General features: G+C 45.2%; 19 protein-coding genes and 1 other RNA gene. 16 read left to right on the forward strand and 4 right to left on the reverse strand.

What is annotated here, in order from left to right; genetic code table 11:
• Positions 1-50 precede the first annotated feature (50 nt).
• Both ICW03_RS03575 and ICW03_RS03580 read left to right on the forward strand, forming a co-directional pair.
• Positions 51-1,013, forward strand: coding sequence for a tripartite tricarboxylate transporter substrate binding protein (locus ICW03_RS03575; protein WP_215349093.1), 963 nt, complete (start codon positions 51-53; stop codon positions 1,011-1,013).
• A gap of 152 nt (positions 1,014-1,165) precedes the next feature.
• Entirely contained in the window at positions 1,166-1,708 is a 543-nt protein-coding gene (locus tag ICW03_RS03580; protein WP_215349096.1) for a TIGR00645 family protein, read from the forward strand.
• A gap of 19 nt (positions 1,709-1,727) precedes the next feature.
• Here ICW03_RS03580 and ICW03_RS03585 read toward each other — a convergent pair whose 3' ends face one another.
• Positions 1,728-2,387 carry a putative quorum-sensing-regulated virulence factor gene (locus tag ICW03_RS03585; protein WP_215349098.1) on the reverse strand — a complete coding sequence of 220 codons (660 nt, stop codon included), beginning with the start codon at positions 2,385-2,387 and terminating at the stop codon, positions 1,728-1,730.
• Between the two features lie 233 nt (positions 2,388-2,620).
• Here ICW03_RS03585 and ICW03_RS03590 point away from each other — a divergent pair, with 233 nt between their 5' ends.
• Both ICW03_RS03590 and ICW03_RS03595 read left to right on the forward strand, forming a co-directional pair.
• Positions 2,621-2,923 (forward strand): DUF4258 domain-containing protein, encoded by a 303-nt coding sequence (locus tag ICW03_RS03590; protein WP_215349101.1) that lies wholly within the window; start codon positions 2,621-2,623, stop codon positions 2,921-2,923.
• Positions 2,920-3,381, forward strand: a complete 462-nt coding sequence (locus tag ICW03_RS03595) for a hypothetical protein (protein ID WP_251374455.1) — start codon at positions 2,920-2,922, stop codon at positions 3,379-3,381. The genes ICW03_RS03590 and ICW03_RS03595 overlap by 4 nt, the downstream gene beginning before the upstream one ends.
• Before the next feature lie 119 nt (positions 3,382-3,500).
• Here the strand turns inward: ICW03_RS03595 and ICW03_RS03600 are convergent, their stop codons facing one another.
• Complete coding sequence (locus ICW03_RS03600; protein WP_215349104.1) at positions 3,501-3,803, reverse strand: HigA family addiction module antitoxin; 303 nt, start codon at positions 3,801-3,803, stop codon at positions 3,501-3,503.
• Between the two features lie 2 nt (positions 3,804-3,805).
• A complete protein-coding gene (locus ICW03_RS03605) occupies positions 3,806-4,084 on the reverse strand; it encodes a type II toxin-antitoxin system RelE/ParE family toxin (protein WP_215349107.1) in 279 nt (92 codons plus the stop codon).
• A 180-nt stretch (positions 4,085-4,264) separates the two neighbouring features.
• Here ICW03_RS03605 and ICW03_RS11650 point away from each other — a divergent pair, with 180 nt between their 5' ends.
• Together ICW03_RS11650 and ICW03_RS03610 are read left to right on the forward strand one after the other, a co-directional pair.
• Positions 4,265-4,396: a hypothetical protein gene (locus ICW03_RS11650; RefSeq protein WP_256441454.1), complete on the forward strand. Its 132-nt coding sequence runs from the start codon at positions 4,265-4,267 to the stop codon at positions 4,394-4,396.
• Positions 4,397-4,467: 71 nt separating this feature from the next.
• Positions 4,468-5,577: a linear amide C-N hydrolase gene (locus tag ICW03_RS03610; RefSeq protein WP_215349110.1), complete on the forward strand. Its 1,110-nt coding sequence runs from the start codon at positions 4,468-4,470 to the stop codon at positions 5,575-5,577.
• A 6-nt stretch (positions 5,578-5,583) separates the two neighbouring features.
• On the opposite strand, the gene ffs is transcribed toward ICW03_RS03610, so the two are convergent.
• Positions 5,584-5,682: signal recognition particle sRNA small type (ffs, locus tag ICW03_RS03615), an RNA gene on the reverse strand.
• A gap of 32 nt (positions 5,683-5,714) precedes the next feature.
• Here ffs and dnaX point away from each other — a divergent pair.
• The 10 genes from dnaX to ICW03_RS03665 all read left to right on the forward strand — a co-directional run bounded on the left by dnaX (position 5,715) and on the right by ICW03_RS03665 (position 17,160).
• Positions 5,715-7,397, forward strand: a complete 1,683-nt coding sequence (gene dnaX / locus ICW03_RS03620) for a DNA polymerase III subunit gamma/tau (RefSeq protein ID WP_215349112.1) — start codon at positions 5,715-5,717, stop codon at positions 7,395-7,397.
• A 67-nt stretch (positions 7,398-7,464) separates the two neighbouring features.
• Positions 7,465-7,788: a YbaB/EbfC family nucleoid-associated protein gene (locus ICW03_RS03625; RefSeq protein WP_215349115.1), complete on the forward strand. Its 324-nt coding sequence runs from the start codon at positions 7,465-7,467 to the stop codon at positions 7,786-7,788.
• A 24-nt stretch (positions 7,789-7,812) separates the two neighbouring features.
• Positions 7,813-8,427 (forward strand): recombination mediator RecR, encoded by a 615-nt coding sequence (recR, locus tag ICW03_RS03630; RefSeq protein ID WP_215349117.1) that lies wholly within the window; start codon positions 7,813-7,815, stop codon positions 8,425-8,427.
• The gene (locus tag ICW03_RS03635; RefSeq protein WP_215349120.1) at positions 8,428-8,646 is read left to right on the forward strand and encodes a ParD-like family protein; all 219 of its coding nucleotides are present in this window, start codon (positions 8,428-8,430) and stop codon (positions 8,644-8,646) included. It abuts the gene before it with no gap.
• 256 nt (positions 8,647-8,902) lie between these two features.
• Positions 8,903-9,169, forward strand: coding sequence for a type II toxin-antitoxin system RelB/DinJ family antitoxin (locus ICW03_RS03640; protein WP_068321091.1), 267 nt, complete (start codon positions 8,903-8,905; stop codon positions 9,167-9,169).
• Positions 9,156-9,440 (forward strand): type II toxin-antitoxin system YafQ family toxin, encoded by a 285-nt coding sequence (locus ICW03_RS03645; RefSeq protein WP_215349123.1) that lies wholly within the window; start codon positions 9,156-9,158, stop codon positions 9,438-9,440. The genes ICW03_RS03640 and ICW03_RS03645 overlap by 14 nt, the downstream gene beginning before the upstream one ends.
• 209 nt (positions 9,441-9,649) lie before the next feature.
• Entirely contained in the window at positions 9,650-11,065 is a 1,416-nt protein-coding gene (locus tag ICW03_RS03650) for a carbohydrate porin (protein WP_215349125.1), read from the forward strand.
• Between the two features lie 185 nt (positions 11,066-11,250).
• Positions 11,251-12,801, forward strand: a complete 1,551-nt coding sequence (locus ICW03_RS03655) for a TolC family protein (RefSeq protein ID WP_251374456.1) — start codon at positions 11,251-11,253, stop codon at positions 12,799-12,801.
• A 9-nt stretch (positions 12,802-12,810) separates the two neighbouring features.
• A complete protein-coding gene (locus ICW03_RS03660; protein WP_251374457.1) occupies positions 12,811-14,082 on the forward strand; it encodes an efflux RND transporter periplasmic adaptor subunit in 1,272 nt (423 codons plus the stop codon).
• Positions 14,083-17,160 (forward strand): efflux RND transporter permease subunit, encoded by a 3,078-nt coding sequence (locus ICW03_RS03665; protein ID WP_215349128.1) that lies wholly within the window; start codon positions 14,083-14,085, stop codon positions 17,158-17,160.
• Positions 17,161-17,193: the final 33 nt, after the last annotated feature.

Below are 17,193 nucleotides of genomic sequence, written 5' to 3' on the forward strand. Positions count from 1 at the left end.
GAAATGCAAAATAAACAGCAGTTAAAAAAATAAGTAGCAAGGAGACAACGATGAAATTCAAATTATTTGTTCCGCTGGTATTGGCTGTAATGATGGGTAGTCTACAAGCTCAGTCATATCCCAATAAGCCTATTAAATTAGTTGTTGGCTTTACCCCAGGCGGGGCTGCAGATTATGTAGCTCGAAACCTAAGTGTGCCTTTGGGGCAGGCGTTAGGGCAGTCGATCGTAGTAGAAAACAAGCCAGGAGCAGGCTCCAGTATTGCTGCTGATCAGGTGGCCAAATCAGCGCCAGACGGCTACACAGTGTTGCTTGCGAGTCCAAGCAGCATTTCTGTGAACCCCGCTCTCAATCCGAAGTTGAGCTATAAGGCGAGCGATCTATTGCCGGTGACAAAGGTTACTAGTTCGCCAATCGTGATTGCTGCTTATCCAGGAGCGGGAATAAATAACATAAAAGAATTAATTGCAAAAGCAAAGCAGGATCCAGGCGGCTTGAACTACAGTTCTTCTGGTAACGGCTCTGCTCCGCATTTGGCTGGCGCACTTTTTGGGCAAGTTGCTGATGTGAAGATGACGCATATTCCATTCCGCGGTGGCGCGCTTGCCGTGCAATCAGTCATTGCAGGCGATACCCAGCTGACCTTTGGTACCCCGCCTTCTGTATTGCCTATGGTTCAAGCCGGTCGCTTAAAAGGCTTGGCTATTTCTTCACGCGAGCGCTCACCATTAGCGCCAGGTCTGCCTGGTATGCGAGAAGCAGGGTTGCCGGATTATTCGATCGAGTTTTGGTACGGCTTGTTTGTACCAGCGGGCACACCGCCCGAGATTATTCAGAAGATTTACGATGCAACCCAAGTCGCTCTCAAAAATCCAAACCTAAAGGCTGCACTAGCTCGCGAAGGAACCGATATTTCTACATCAGCTTCTCCGGCCGCATTTGCTAAGTTCTTGGCGGATGATGAGAAGTTTTGGGTGAAGTTAGTTAAAACAACTGAAGTAACGGTTGATTAAAAGTAGTGAGCAGCAAACATTTAAAGGTGGGTCATACAGCCCACCTTTTTTATCGCCCAAAATAGATGACTAAAGACATTTTCGCGCCACACAATTAATTCCCCTAAGGTTGTTAGGTCTTTAATAAGGTCAAAAGTGTTTAATATTTGAATATGAACCAAGATAAACAGATATTCCTAGATAAAAAATTACGACCTTTGCCGCGCTGGATTTTCATGTCCCGCTGGCTGCAGGCTCCCCTCTATTTGGGATTGATTGTTGCCCAGGGTGTGTATGTTTGGCAGTTTTGGATAGAGTTAGTTCATCTCATTACTATGATGGCAGACAAGTCGATGACTGAGACTGCCTTAATGCTGGTGGTATTGGGATTGATCGACGTTGTCATGATCTCTAATCTGTTGGTCATGGTTATCGTTGGTGGCTGGGAAACATTTGTCTCGCGTTTGGAGCTGGAGAATCACCCCGATCAGCCTGAATGGCTTTCACATGTCAATGCAGGTGTTCTCAAAGTAAAGCTGGCAACTGCGATTATTGGCATTTCATCAATTCATTTGCTCAAGACATTTATCAATGCGGCATCCTATGATGAAAAAACCTTGATGTGGCAAACCTTAATTCACATCACCTTTGTGCTATCAGCTGTAGCAATTGCTTATACCGAAAAAATAGTGACGGCAGCGCATAAGCCACACTAACGGCAATAAGGAATGCCCGCTATTTAGCTTCTAAGGCTTTGCGCAGATATTCAGAAACATTGTCTTGACGCAGCATCCATTGCTTGTAGTCGGCAGGCATTTGGCTAATCAGCTCACCTTTATGTTTGCCGTAAGGCATCACCTTCGGAATGCGTGCTTTCTCAGACATTTCCCAAAAAGCATCTAAAGAGACTGGGTGCAACTTATCGATAATTTCTCCAACAATCTTGGAACAAATCCATACATCAGCCAAAGCGCTATGCGCGTTGCGCAATTGATCTCTCGCGGTTGCGCGTTCGAAGTGATAGAGCAGAGCGCTTTGAGTATGGCTATCTAGCTCAGGCCAAAGGCTACGAGCTAGCGCTAGTGTGCAAATTCTTTTAACTTCAGGTTTGCCAATAGCAACCCAATCAAAATCAATGTTATGTCCAATGAGGTACTTAGTGCCAGCTGGTAAGCGAAAAGAACTACTGGCGGGGCAATTGACTAACTCCTCATCCATGATGTGGTGTGTAGCAAGAGCGCCCAAGCTAATCGGCTTGCCTGGGTTATAGCGTTGCACCCAAGGATTACCCACTTCAAATGGATTTAGTGAAGTGACATCAAGTGAAGCAGCTTCAATAATGACAGCATCGTTCTTATCGGTTGCTTCTACATCAAAAATAATGGCTTGGGGCATAAGGGCTTCGTTGTTATTGAATCAACCCATTGTGCCTTGAATGGGTGGATCGATCAAAAAGAGGTTACAAGCTCATTAGTCTGAGTTGCTAACATGGAATTAAGAATCCCTCCAATAAATTGGGTTATGGGCTTAATTAAAATGGGATCCCACCCATTATTTATAAGCCTTCATGCGCTATACCTATCAAAATGATATATTATGGCTACCTATCAATTTGATAGGTAGCGCCCATGCTTAAGATCTCCAAGGCGCAGCTTCAAAAGCATATACGCAAGGCAGCACTACAAACGATGAATGTGACTATCACGCATCATGCGAGTTTGAGAATGCGTGAGCGTCATATTACTAATGCGATGTTGTTTGATGTTTTGAAATGTGGAGTGATTAAGAGGGAGCCAGAGCCAGATATGAGGCATTCTGGTATTAAATGTCAGATGGAGCGGTATAGCGCCGGCATGAATATCGCAGCCATAGTCAATGTAGAGATTCCATCCGAGGATTTAATTGTTATTACGGTATATGAGATTACATGAATAAGAAAATGCATCATTACACCGACGGCGGCCTCAAGAATGTATGGCTGCAGAATGGCTTCGAAATACGTTCAACGCCTTATGGGAAAGGTGTGGCAATTCATGATGTGGAAGGACTGACCAAAGCCATCTGTTTAGCTTTGGCTGAAAAATCAAGCCCTTTAAGTGGAGTTGAGTTTCGGTATATCCGTAGCGGTGGAATGCTTTTATCTCAGGCAGGGCTTGGCACGATGATGGGCGCTGATGCCCAGTCAATCGCTCGCTGGGAGAAGCATGGACGTTTACCAAAATGGGCAGACAAAATGGTCCGGGTTTTATATATGGCGCATGCGGATGGTGATCAGACGATAAGCTCGGTTGTTTCCCGTGTTAGTGCCGTGGAGCGCCTTATCAATCAAAAGATTGTGGTTAGGGAAGTGCGCAACAAAGGATGGCGATCAGACCTCGTAGTTGCTTAATGTTTGCCTAGTAGCATCTCAGTAACTCTTCAGCGCCATCAAAGGCATGGCGTTTACTTTCTATTTCAAGGGATCATCTGATTTGTTGATCCGACCAACGATTGGAGCCTTTGGCGGGATTAGGCTGCCAAAAGACCGTTGAATGATGGAATTTTGGGAAGTATTTTTTTTAATTTGATTTCTGCGTTCCATAGATCGTATTTGGATTGCATTTCAATCCACAGATGCGGACCATTCCCTAAAAAGGTTCCTAGTCTGAGGGCAAGTTCTGGGGTGATGGCACTTTTCTCGGCGAGAACTGCGTGCAGCGTTTGTCTAGAGACCCTCAGGTGTTTTGAAAATTCAGTAACGGAAATCCCTAAAGTAGGGAAAACGTCCTCTCTCAGAATGGCGCCAGGGTGGGTTGGGGGTCTTTTACGCATGATCATGAATGATAGTTTTCCAGGTTAAGTCGATAAGCATTTTCTTCGCGCCATTCAAAGGTAAGGCACCAAGGGCCGTTGACATGAATGCTATAGCGTTTTGGAACCCCTTCTAATCCATGAAAATTAAAACCAGGAACCCTTAGATCATCAAGTGATTTAGCGGAGTCAATAGCGTCTAAACGACGGATGATTCTGCTTACTAAAGACTTCTGAATCTTGATACTTTTACCGTCTTCAAATAATTCCTTTAGGCCCTTATGAATATACGATTCAATCATATATTCATTTTAAAGGCTCAGAACAAAGTGTAAAGTAAAGCCTTACACTTGTAAAGGCTTAGAAAGCTAAGTTTATTAATGGAACTTAAAGGCTTTCCTACAGCCAAGTCATCCTCAATCCCTACCTATTACCCCCAAAAGTCTCTACGCTGAATCCATCTACATAGAGGAGGGTTAAGCTTGCAAGTATCTGTTGAATGTACCCATAAGACATTACGTCTCTTTAAGATCCAGTTAGATGCACGAACTGTCCTGATTTTGCTCATTATTTGGATGATTTGGGGCATTTTCAGAATTCTGAAGATCTTCTAAATAATTGGATTCTTTTGCCTAGCCATTCAGTTAGAATTTCCTGAGATATCAGTCTATATAAAGGGAAATACATGAAACATTCATGGACTAAGCAAATTCTTGCTGCTTCAGTTTCTGCCACATTGGCGTTTGCACCATTAATTAGTAATGCTTGTACTAGCTTCATGCTCAAGGGTAGCGACGGTGGCTCTGTGTATGGTCGGACTATGGAATTTGGTATGCCACTCAAGTCTGAGCTTATTACCATTCCTAAGAACTACGCATTAAAGGGAATTGGCGCTGATGGTCAATATGGTTCTGGTCGTAGCTGGACTACTAAATATGCTGTCGCCGGAATGAATCCATTAGGCCTGCCAGAGTTGGTTGATGGCATGAATGAAAAAGGTTTGATGGGTGGTGTACTCAATCTTCCGAATAGCGCTCAATACCAAGCAGTTTCTGCTGCTGAATCTGCCAATAGCATTAACTCAGTCCAAGTGCTTACTTATGCACTATCTAATTTCGCAACTGTGGATGAGATTAAAGCAGGCCTACAGCAGATTAAAGTCAATGGTGCCAAGCTTGCGATCTATGGAACTGCTACCCCACTAGTGCATTACACCTTCCATGACGCTAAAGGCAAAAGCATCGTAGTGGAGTACGTTAAAGGCCAATTGACGATTTTTGATAATCCAACCACCGTCATGACCAATGATCCGCCGTTTGAGTATCATCTGCGCGATATTGGTAACTATGTCAATCTTTCTAATGTCGAAAAACCACCACTAAAAATTAATGGTGCGACTTTCAATGCGCCTAGTTCGGGCACTGGCTTGCATGGTATGCCTGGTGATTTCTTAAGCACAAGTCGTTTTATTCGTGCACTGTTTTTATCTAACTCAGTACCAACCAGTTTTACAACTGCGCAAATGGGTGATGCTGCTTGGCATATTCTGGGAAGCTTTGATATTCCACCTGGCTCTGTAACATTGCCTGCAAGCAATCCTTACGGTGGTGGTGTTGGTGGCTACGAAGTCACTGAGTGGAGTGTCGTAGCCAACAATAAGAATATGACTTACAGCGTCAAGATGTATGAAAACACCAATATCTATGTATTTGACTTTAAAAAGTTGGACGTAAACGCTAAAGAGATCAAGTCAGTGAAGCTAAATCAGCCTAAATTAACGCTTCCGCTTAACTGAAGTAGGGTGGATGAGCCAAACCCCCGGCACTGGCAGAAATTGGGTTTGGCTGCTTCGTTCCCGACCTGACCAGGTTATCCAACCCACCATGCGGGGAGGCCCATCCAATTCCATTTTAGCTTGTTAGAATGTAAGACATGACAGCACTGGCATTGGCCCGTTCGTGGCGCCCCAAAACCTTCTCTGAATTAGTTGGCCAAGACCATGTGGTTAAGGCATTAACCCATGCTTTGGATCAGGGTCGCCTGCACCATGCATGGCTCTTTACGGGTACCCGTGGGGTAGGCAAGACGACAATTGCCAGAATTATGGCCAAAGCTCTCAATTGCACGGGATCCGATGGTTCCGGCAAGATGACTTCAGAGCCATGCGGAAAATGCCCAGCTTGCATGGAAATCGATGCCGGTCGCTTTGTTGACTATATCGAGATGGATGCTGCAAGTAATCGTGGTGTTGACGATATTGCCTCTCTCCTAGAAAAAGCAGCTTATGCACCAAGTAATGGTCGCTATAAGGTTTACATGATTGACGAAGTGCACATGCTCACCAATCATGCCTTTAATGCCATGCTCAAAACTTTGGAAGAACCTCCAGAGCACGTTAAATTTATTTTGGCTACAACCGATCCACAAAAGATCCCTGTAACTATTTTGTCACGCTGCTTGCAGTTCAATCTCAAGCAAATGCCAGTACCGCTCATCGTTGAGCATTTAGAAAAAGTACTCGCATCAGAAAAAGTCGAGTACGAAGTCAATGCCTTGCGTGTCTTGGCTAAAGCAGCCCAAGGCTCTATGCGTGATGCCTTGTCACTTACAGACCAAGCTATTGCTTATGCCGCCGGCAAAGTGACTGAAGAGTCTGTGCGCGGCATGCTCGGCACATTAGATGATGCTTATCTCATTCGCATTCTCGATTGCTTAATTGCTAAAGATGGCGCAAGCCTTCTCTCTGTTGCAAATGAAATGGGCGAGCGCAGCATGTCTTTCTCATTAGCATTGCAAGATCTCTCTAGCTTGTTGCAAAAGATTGCAGCAGCACAAGTTGTTCCAGAGTCTATATTGGATGATTGGCCAGAAGCAGGTGAGATTCGTCGTTTGGCTGGTCAACTCACCAAAGAAGAAGCGCAACTCTTCTATCAAATCACCATTACAAGTCGTCCAGATTTGTCGCTGGCACCGGATGAGCAAACTGGCTTTGCCATGACACTCTTGCGTATGTTGGCATTTCGTCCGGGAAACAATAATGGTGGAGGCGGCGGCTCTACAGTACCCTCATCACCTTCGGCTCCACCAGTAAGCTCTGCTCGCCCAACACCTGCTGCGCAATCATCCGCACCAGCGGCCAGAACGGCTGTTCCTGCGCCTGCAGCAAAACCTGCTTCTCCAGTACCATCATCTGCTGCTTCAGCCCCGGTTGCTGCTGCAGGTAACTCAGCAGAACGTCCCGATTGGCATGCATTGATGCGTCAGCTGCCAGTTAAAGGCTTAGTGCAACAGTTGGCGTTTCAGACGGAGTTACAAGATTGGAATGATTCAGCGGCTGGAGTGCGTGCAACGATTGTGACGCCAATGCCCCAGCTGGCTTCCGAAGCTTCTGTTGGTCGTTTATGCGATGCACTGACTGCACACTTTGGTAAGCCGGTGAAGATCGTGATTGAAAAGGGTGAGGTAGAGGGAAAAACCGTAGCTAAGGTTGATGCCCAGATTCATCAAGAGAAAAGAATGAACGCTGAACAAATGATTGCTGCCGATCCCTTTATTCAGCAATTAGAAAAAGAGTTTGGTGCCAAAGTTGTTGGTGGCTCAGTAAAACCACTTTAATTTGATCACTCAATACAAGCTCTTTAATTTAAATATCAATATTCAAAAGCACTAAGGAAATAAAGCGATGATGAAAGGTGGACTTGCTGGCCTCATGAAACAGGCTCAGCAGATGCAAGAGAAGATGAAAACTGCGCAAGCTGAATTGACTGCGTTGGAAGTGACTGGCCAAGCGGCTGGTGGCTTGGTTAAAGTAACGATCTCTGGCAAATACGAACTTAAGCGTGTGCAAATTGATCCAGGCGCAATGGATGATCGCGAGATGTTGGAAGACCTCATCGTGACTGCCTATACAGAAGCATTTAAGCAAGTAGAAGCCGCTAGCGCGCAGATGATGTCTGGCGCCACTGCCGGTATGCCAATGCCTCCTGGCTTCAAGTTGCCGTTCTAACTTCATTATTTAGTTGAATTCTGAATGGCACGTATAGAGGCACCTCAAGACGCACTCGGTCGATTGATCGAGGCTTTGCGCGTGCTTCCTGGAGTAGGCCCTAAGTCTGCCCAGCGCATGGCGTTCTACCTACTGCAGCATGATCGCAATGGCGCTGCTGTACTAGCTCAGTCATTAGGCGAAGCGGTTGAAACGGTAGGGCACTGCGCTCGTTGCAATACATTTTCGGAAACACAGATTTGCAGCACTTGCTCTGATGAGCGTCGCGATCCATCACTTCTGTGTATTGTGGAAACACCAGCTGACCAAGTCATGGTGGAGCAGACTCTCAGCTTCAAAGGCAATTACTTTGTATTGATGGGACGCCTTTCACCGCTGGATGGCATGGGCCCAAATGAAATCGGCTTTGATCGCCTACTCAATCGTATTGAGACTCCTGATACCGGTGTTCCAATTCGGGAAGTAGTCTTGGCCACCAACTTCACCAGTGAGGGCGAAGCAACTGCCCATTACATTGGCGAGGTCCTTAAATCCAAAGGCATTAAGGTGACTCGCATTGCGCGCGGCATTCCGGTGGGCGGTGAACTCGAGTATGTTGATGCTGGCACTTTAGCTAGAGCCTTGATGGATCGTCGTTGAATGTCGATCAAAGTTCAATTATCAGCATCATTAGTCCATGATGCTAAATCTGCTTCTGAGATTTCAGGCAGAAGTATTCCAGAGCAGATTGAGCATTGGGCTCGTTTAGGTAAGGTTGCGGTAGAAAATACTGATCTTCCAATTGATATGCTCCAAGATATGTTTGTCAGCATTGAGGAGGTAAAAGCCGGCAATCTCAATCCATATAATTTCGGATGATCGTATCTACAACACCTTGATTCGATAGGGTCATTAATAAAATAACAACGGACTAAATAATACCCTCGATGGTGCTCAGCTAGTGTTAATGGCTTATGGAGTTCATGAAAACTTCTATCGTGATTTAAAGCGCTGAGCATCACCGAAAATCGCAATTAAAGGGGCATTTGAGCCCCTTTTTTATTTCCCATTTTCTGGTAAAATGTAGTTACATTGAGACTACAATATAATTCAATGCTTTTAGTGGGAGACTCGCATGACTATTGCAGATACATATGTACGCGCCAGAATAGATATGGCAACCAAAAATCGCGCTTCTGACGCACTTGAGGCAATGGGTTTATCCATTTCAGACGCTATTCGTATGCTGATGTTGCGAATAGCAGATGAAAAGCAGTTGCCTTTTTCAGTGAAGGTTCCTAACGCCAAAACAAAAAAGGCCATAGCAGAGCTTGAGGCGGGCAAAGGCAAGCGGTTTAAAACCAGCAAGGATTTGATGGCGGATCTGCATGCGGGAGATTGAGAGATCTTCAGTATTTAAAAGAGACTTTAAGCGAATATATTCAAACCCTCGGCATAAGAAGGACATTGAAGAGCTTCTGTTGGTGACGATAGATTTATTGGTATTGGATCGGGTCTTACCGTTCAAATTGAGAGATCACGATCTGATTGGTCGGTGGCGAGGGCATCGTGAGTGCCATATCAAGCCGGATGTTCTGCTAATTTATAAAAAGCCCGATCCTCAACTATTGCACCTTGCGCGACTAGGTAGTCATAGTGATTTATTTGGATAAGTTGTTTTCCGGGTACAGACATAACCTTGTTTCGCGGTGAATCTCCCCGATATGTCATCTCCAGGACATAAAGACTAGGTAAATTGCCTCTTTTTGGGGATAATTTGGTCTGCGCCACCCTTGTGCTTCAATCCCAAGCTGTGTTTGCCTCGTTTTCCCATCGGCATGTTGTTAGTTCATTGCACTAGTGACCCAATTAGAAATTGTGAATGACCCGCAAGATTTATCTACTCCTCCTGCTAAGCATAATTTGCACGTTTTTCGGAGCAACTGCATTTGCGCAGAAGGCGGGATCAGGCTCGGATCAAATAGCGAGTTTTGCAGCCCCAATTGACGACTTGCCAACAGAGGGCGCTATCTTTGGTTTGCCAGTAAACGTTCACGGCCAAACTACCTATATTAATCAGCGCTACAACAACTTTACCTCTAGCTACTCTGGGGAAAATAGTCTTTCTTCATCGAAGTCGATGAGTTATACCTGGTCAGGCACTTTGTTTTTTGGTGCACGCTTAGCCCCAAATACAGATATCTATTTCAATCCAGAGGTGGTATCTGGCGTGCCATTTTCTGATTTAGTTGGTCTTGGCGGATTTTCTAACGGTGAGGCGACAAAAGCAGCTGGGCTTAATGCAAAGTTTTATTCTGCTCGCGCATTTCTGCGTCAAACTATTAATCAAGAGGGCGATAAAGTTGTTCTCGAAAACGAAGCTAATCAAATCACACAAACTGTTAGCAGTAATCGTGTAGTAGTCACTGCCGGACAGTTTTCTACTTTAGATATTTTTGACGATAGTCGCTACGCTAAAGACCCTCGTATTCAGTTCATGAACTGGGGCAATATGACCTATCTAGCCTATGACTACGCAGCCGACGCACGTGGCTACAGTACTGGCTTAGCGGGCGAATGGTACCTCAGTAATTGGGTTATGAGAGCTTCTCGTATGCTGGCTCCAAAGTCCCCTAATGGCCGCGATCTCAATTGGCAGATATTCAATACCTATGGCGATCAAATTGAAGTAGAGCGTCAACATAATATTGCCGACTTGCCAGGCAAGGTTTCGGTACTGGCTTATCGCAACAAAATGATCTTGGCTCGTTTTCAGGATGCAACAAATTATGTGATTGCCAATAATGCGCAAGGTACGCAAGCCATTAATAATGTACGCAATAACTACCAATACAAAACTGGTATTGGTATTCATGGTGAACAAGCTTTAACTAAAGATTTGGGTATCTATGGTCGCGCCTTTACTTCTGATGGTCACACAGAAACAATGTCTTTTACTGAAGCAGACAATTCAATATCAGTAGGTTTGGGTATGAATGGCACAAGCTGGAGTCGCCCAAAAGACAGTGTTGGTATTTCGATGATGCAAAACGGTCTGTCTAGTTTGAGAAGGGGTTACTTGCAGGCAGGTGGTGTGTCCTACTTCATTGGCGACTATGCTGGTCCAGGTCAGACAATTTCTTATCGTCCAGAGCGCATTGGCGAGGTGTATTACAACGCCACCGTGATTAAGAATGTCTTGGCCGGTTTGAACTTTCAGCACATTACTAATCCCGCCTATAACGCTGCTCGTGGGCCTGTGAATATCCTGTCTTTTAGGATTCATGCTGAGTTTTAAGCATTTTACTGACTTTAGTGATAATTTTTATTTTTAAAATCAATAAGATAGAGATTCTAAATAATTCGACTTTTGGCCTTTGTCCCCTATAATCCTAAAAACCCCCTGAATCAGGCTTAGATTTGATCTAAATCTGTATCTAGGGCTATAAAAACAGCATTTAATTGATTTAGAGGCAGTGGCATTTGTTGATTCTCGGTAAACATACAACTGGCGTAGCTAATCCGCTCAAAAACAAGATTCCGTTTGCGGCAATGGCTTGTGTTGTTTACGTTTCCGTCTCTCCGTTTTTAGCCTCTGCTCAGTCATCAATGAGTGATGTGCCAGCAAGCGTTAGTGTTCAATCTGGTGATGCCTCATTGACTACGCCACCATCGATTGGTGCTCAACTGGGTGCACAGGAGCAAAAGGCGGGCACAAACTCTAAGGCAACAGAATTATTTGCTCCAGTAACAAAAGCAAATACTCCAAAGATTTATACAAGGCCAATTTCATCGGGTCCAACAGAGATGGATTTGCGTCAGCTATGGAATGAGCTCAAGGTTAATAACCCACAGCTATCTTCATTGCGTGAATCATATTTGTCTGCCAAAGCAACTGTTCCTCAGATTAATGCGCCGGCTAATCCACAGGTGGGATTAGTCTGGTCCGGCATGCCGGTGAATTCTCCATTTGCATTGGGTGGGGCAAATGCGCCATCGCAGCAATACCCTGGCGGCATTAGTAGCAATAACGCTATTTCAGTAGCGCAACCTTTTCAGTTTCCAGGCAAGAAGAGTCTGGCTGCAGATATTGCCGATACGAATGCTGAGGCTTTGCTGGCCAGCTCTGAGTCAACCTATTTGCAATTGGGCGCCCAGCTTTCAACTTTGTACTACAGCGCCTTGTCTTCACAAAAGCAATTAGCAGTTCTAAGGGAATCTGTCATTCGTTTAGAAATGATCAAGAATGTAGCAAAAGCACGCTATACCAACAACGCTGCAGCATATGTTGAATATTTAAATGCCCAAGTGGCGCAGAGTGCCGCTCAAGCAGATCAATTCAATCTGGAGCGTCAGCTCAATGTGGCTTTGCACAATATCAATACTTTGGTTGGTCGCCACTCTCGAGAAAAATTGGTATTACGCGGCGATGTCCGTCGTGCCATGAGTGGCGTTCCAACCTTAATTGAACTGGAAGACTACGCAGAAAATAGTCATCCATCTTTGAAGAGTTCAGCCCTTCAATTGGATGCAGCTCGTAAAGGTGTGGATTTGGCAAAGAAAGCCTACCTACCAGACTTCCAAGTAATTGGCTCATCCTATACGCCACGTGGACCATTCTCCGCAAATAATGGCGCGATGTTTTATCAGTTTGAGTTAGATCTGATTATTCCCTTGTACTTCTTTACTAAAGAGAGGTACGGAATAGAGCAGGCGCAGCGCAATCAAGCAGCTGCAGAAGCGGGCAATCTCTCTAACCGCCAGCAAATCGTATTAGCCGTTAACACTGCCTATGCTGCTTACGAGCAAGCCAAGAATCAAGCCCAGTTTTTGAAAGATCGCCAAGTCCCTCAAGCAGATGCGGCTTATAAGGTTGGCTTAACTCAGTACTCAAATAATGGCCAAGGCTTTAATGATTTATTGACTGCACAAACGCAGTTACGTAATTTAGAGATTGCTTTGGCTCAGTCCGAGGCGAATCTACTGCAAGCGCAAGCGGTTTTAATGGTTTCAGCGGGTAAAGAACCCTTTTAAGGAGTAGTTTTGAAAGACAAAATTCTTTCGTTTCTAAAACAAATTTCAGATAAGCTGAAGCCGCATTTGCAGAAGGGCACGCATCATGGTTCGCGCCATATCAAAGTAGCTGCTGCAGGTTTGGCTGGTCTGTATTGGAATCTATCGCCGCAAAATCGTTATCGCGTTCGTCTTGCGGCCTTCGCTTTTGCCATTCTTTCTTTGGGTATCGTATTAGGTCGCGCGACCAATGTGAACCGCACCGTGAAAATTGAGGCTTCCGACAAAGCGCTTAAAGTAGAAAAAACGGGTGTGCTTGAATTGAAGTTACCTGGCATTCAGTTAAACCCAGAGATTTATGTATTTCAAACTGCTGAAAAAGTACAGGTGCCGGTTAACATCAAAGTGCCAGGACGTCTAGCGTTTAATGCAGAAAAATCTAAGGTGCTATCAGCACGCGCACCCGGTCGTGTAGAGCGTATTTATGCTTTCGACGGCGCCCAAGTAGAGATTGGCTCCCCAATTGTCGAGATGTACAGCCCAGAATTTTTGTCTGCGCAGCAAGAGTATTTGTTATCCTCCAAGACGGCCAAGGTGCTTGAGGCAAATAAAACCATGAGCGATTTGTTGGGTGATGCACGCATTACTCAGCAAGCTGCCGCAAATCGCATGAGAAATCTGGGCGCTGGCGATGGCGATATCAAGAGCATCGAAACTACCGGCAAGACAAGCAATAATTTAATCATGCGTTCTCCTTTAAAAGGGGTTGTTGTGAAGCGTAATGTCGAGCCAGGCTCTGCTGTGAGCTCTGGTGATGTCATTGCTACTCTAGCTGACCCTAAGCAACTCTGGTTCTTGGGTAATGTCTTCGAACAAGATTTTCGCTTGATTAAGCAAGGTCAAAAGATGATCTTGCGACTTGAGGCTTATCCAGAAAAAGAATTCATTGCATACGCTAACTACATTGCACCAACTGTGGACCCACAAACGCGCGCTTTATTGATTCGTGCGGATGTTGAAAATACTGATGATCTCCTGCGCCCTGATATGTATGCCTCAGCATCATTGACCACGGGTACAGCGGATGCTGTAGTGGTTCCACAATCAGCTATTGTGAGAATTCGTGAAAACCGATACGCTATTGTTAAAGTTGGCCCAGATACATTCCGTCGCATCCCTGTTAAAGGCTATGACCTTAATAGCAAGAGCTTTGCAATTACTGAAGGCATTGAGCAGGGTTGGCAGATATTGGCCGAAGGCGCAGTTTTATTAAACGATCGTTTTGCAAAGCAGGAGGACTAAGTGAGCGTTTTCACCTCCTTTATTCGAGGGGTAGTTGAGAAGCGTGCGCTTGTCATTTTTGCGTCCATCGTATTGCTTGGCTTGGGCATGCTCAGTTTGAGTAAGCTGCCAATCCAGCCTTATCCTGGCGTAGCGCCATTAACCATTCAGGCGATTTCTCAGTGGCCCGGAAGAAGCACTACCGAAGTAGAGCAGCAGGTCACTATTCCTGTTGAGAATGCTTTGGCAGGTATTCCAGGGTTGCAGGCGTTCCGTTCGGTATCGCTTTTTGGTTTATCTGTTGTTACTCTCAAATTTAACGACACGGCTGATCCATTTAAGGCTCGCCAAACCTTTTTAGCTAACTTAGCAAACGTTGCTTTTCCACCAGGCGTTACATCTAGTATTAGCCCAGACTCGGATGCAACCGGTGAGATCATGCGTTACGAGGTGCGCTCTGACTATGCATCTTCAACTTTATTAAAGACTTTACAAAACTACGAGATCTATAAAGAGCTCAAACAAACACCAGGCGTCGCCGATGTTTCTTCTTTTGGTGGCAAGGTTCGTCAATATCAAGTGATTGTGAGTCCTGACAGTTTGCAGGCCAAAGGTGTTTCTGTAAATCAGCTGATTACCGCGTTAACTAATGCCAATAGCAATGCTGGCGGCGGCTTATTACCTAGTGGTGAACAGCAGTTTGTAGTGCGTGGCGTAGGTCTACTGAAAAGCATCGATGACATTAAGCAGGTGGTCGTCACTATTAATAATGGCGTGCCAATTCGGATTGGCGATGTCGCGCGAGTAGAGATTGGTAATGCCCCACGTCTTGGCATGTTCCAGTTCAATGACAATCCTGATTCGGTTGAGGGCATTGTTTATCTGCGTCGTGGTGAGAATGCTACTGAAGTATTGGCACGTGTACGCAGTACGGTGGAGAATATTAATAGGCACGTTCTTCCTCCTGGTATCGAAGTCAAGCCTTTCTACGATCGCCAGGTACTTTTAGATATCACGATCGGTACCGTTAAACATACTTTGTTCTTCGGCATCTCATTGGTATTGGCAGTGCTCTTTTTCTTCTTGGGAAATATTCGTGCAGCCGCTGTGGTTGCTGCAGTAATTCCTTTGGCGCTGTGCGTATCGTTTATTCAAATGCACTTATGGAGCGTGCCTGCCAATTTAATCTCCTTGGGGGCAATTGACTTTGGTGTCATCGTTGACTCAGCAGTGATTCTGACGGAGAACGTCATGCGTCACCTGGAGGAGGGTGGTAAGCGTCTGAATCAAAGCATCATTTTGGCAACCAGTGAAGTGCAGCGTGCCATGATTTACTCTACCGGCATCATCATTGTTGCCTATTCGCCATTGTTCTTTATGGGTGGCGTAGAAGGAATCATCTTTAAGCCAATGGCATTTACGATGGGCTTTGCTTTGATCGCGGCCATGGTTTTGAGTCTGACATTCTTGCCGGCGATGATTTCATTGGTGTTTGGTGAAAATCTACATCACAAACCACCATCATTCATTACTAAGATTTTGGATGGCTATAAGCCTTTACTCAGAAGGTGGATGGATCGTCCATTAACTGTATTTTCAGTGGCAGTCTTTGTATTAGGAATCACACTCTTGAGTATGACCCGTCTGGGTACCGCATTCTTGCCAACTCTAGAAGAAAATAATATCTGGCTGCGCGTAACGCTACCCAATACTGTGGATCTGGATTACTCGGTAAAGGTAGCCAATCAATTGCGTGAAACCTTTTTAAAGCAACCAGAGATTGATAAGGTTGCTGCACAGATTGGTCGCCCTGATGATGGCACCGACTCTACTGGCGTGTTTAACCAGGAATATGGTCTTTACTTAAAGAGCCCGGACAAGATGCCTAGCGGGTCTTCCAAGAAGGATTTGATTGCAAATCTAGAAACTGAGCTCAATAAGATTCCTGGAGTTACCTATAGCTTTTCTCAATATATTCAAGATAACGTTAACGAGGCTCTATCAGGTGTTAAGGGAGAGAACTCGGTCAAAATTTACGGTACTGACCTTGAGGTATTGGATCAAAAAGCGCATGAAGTCATTGATCAACTCAAAAAAGTTCGTGGTGTAGCAGATGAGGGCATTCTGAAAGAGTTAGGTCAGCCCACTCTGAATATTCAGATTGATCGTGATCGCGCAGCTCGCTACGGAATTAATGTCAACGATATTCAGACCGTGGTTGCAAACGCTATTGGCGGCGCTGCAGTGACCAATTTACTGGAAGATGAAAAAACGTTTGGTATTGCTGTGAGGCTGAATGAGGGTAGCCGTAATGACGTGGCTGATATTGGCCAATTATTAGTGGAGGCGCCCGATGGCACTAAGATTCCTTTGTCGATGGTGGCTAGCGTTCGTTTAACGGATGGCCCATTCTTCATCTATCGCGAAGCAGGCAAGCGTTATATTGCGATCAAGTTTAGCGTTCGTAATCGCGATCTGGGTAGCGCTGTAGAGGATGCCCAGTTCTTAGTTGAGAAAAATATTACTTTGCCGCCAAACTATTCAATTAGCTGGGATGGCCAATTCAATCAAATGAAGCAAGCTCAGAAGAAGTTGATGCTGATCGTGCCACTGGCATTGTTGGGCATCTTCTTATTGCTTGTGAGTGCATTTGGCAACTTCCGCGATGCCTTCATTGTCATGATCAATGTGCCATTTGCCGCAATTGGTGGTGTGATTGCATTGCATCTTGCAGGCGAGACCTTAAGTATCTCTGCATTCTTTGGATTCTTATCGCTCTTTGGCATTGCCATTCAGGACGGCGTGATTCTGATTTCTTTTATTAATAAGACAGCCGCTACTGAACATGGCCAGATGAAAGACATCATGGTGGAGGGCGCTTCGTTGCGCGTTCGCCCAGTATTAATGACCGCAGCCCTATCAGGTTTAGGTCTTTTACCAGCTGCCTTATCCCACTCTATTGGATCAGAGGCGCAACGGCCTTTGGCATTGGTCATTGTGGGTGGCATGGTAACCACCACGATCTTGACTCTATTGGTATTGCCAGTTATTTATGGCTGGTTTCGAGCTCGTTCGTTGACTCCAGCAAGCAATATTTAAACGTTTTTAATTCATTAGCCAATAGAAAGAGCT

The organism is Polynucleobacter sp. MWH-Aus1W21 (assembly GCF_018687275.1).
Lineage (GTDB): Bacteria > Pseudomonadota > Gammaproteobacteria > Burkholderiales > Burkholderiaceae > Polynucleobacter.

Coding starts and splice junctions, on each gene's coding strand:
- ICW03_RS03575 (WP_215349093.1), top strand. CDS start 51: ATGAAATTCAAATTATTTGTTCCGCTGGTATTGGCTGTAATGATGGGT.
- ICW03_RS03580 (WP_215349096.1), top strand. CDS start 1,166: ATGAACCAAGATAAACAGATATTCCTAGATAAAAAATTACGACCTTTG.
- ICW03_RS03585 (WP_215349098.1), bottom strand. CDS start 2,387: ATGCCCCAAGCCATTATTTTTGATGTAGAAGCAACCGATAAGAACGAT.
- ICW03_RS03590 (WP_215349101.1), top strand. CDS start 2,621: ATGCTTAAGATCTCCAAGGCGCAGCTTCAAAAGCATATACGCAAGGCA.
- ICW03_RS03595 (WP_251374455.1), top strand. CDS start 2,920: ATGAATAAGAAAATGCATCATTACACCGACGGCGGCCTCAAGAATGTA.
- ICW03_RS03600 (WP_215349104.1), bottom strand. CDS start 3,803: ATGCGTAAAAGACCCCCAACCCACCCTGGCGCCATTCTGAGAGAGGAC.
- ICW03_RS03605 (WP_215349107.1), bottom strand. CDS start 4,084: ATGATTGAATCGTATATTCATAAGGGCCTAAAGGAATTATTTGAAGAC.
- ICW03_RS03610 (WP_215349110.1), top strand. CDS start 4,468: ATGAAACATTCATGGACTAAGCAAATTCTTGCTGCTTCAGTTTCTGCC.
- dnaX (WP_215349112.1), top strand. CDS start 5,715: ATGACAGCACTGGCATTGGCCCGTTCGTGGCGCCCCAAAACCTTCTCT.
- ICW03_RS03625 (WP_215349115.1), top strand. CDS start 7,465: ATGATGAAAGGTGGACTTGCTGGCCTCATGAAACAGGCTCAGCAGATG.
- recR (WP_215349117.1), top strand. CDS start 7,813: ATGGCACGTATAGAGGCACCTCAAGACGCACTCGGTCGATTGATCGAG.
- ICW03_RS03635 (WP_215349120.1), top strand. CDS start 8,428: ATGTCGATCAAAGTTCAATTATCAGCATCATTAGTCCATGATGCTAAA.
- ICW03_RS03640 (WP_068321091.1), top strand. CDS start 8,903: ATGACTATTGCAGATACATATGTACGCGCCAGAATAGATATGGCAACC.
- ICW03_RS03645 (WP_215349123.1), top strand. CDS start 9,156: ATGCGGGAGATTGAGAGATCTTCAGTATTTAAAAGAGACTTTAAGCGA.
- ICW03_RS03650 (WP_215349125.1), top strand. CDS start 9,650: ATGACCCGCAAGATTTATCTACTCCTCCTGCTAAGCATAATTTGCACG.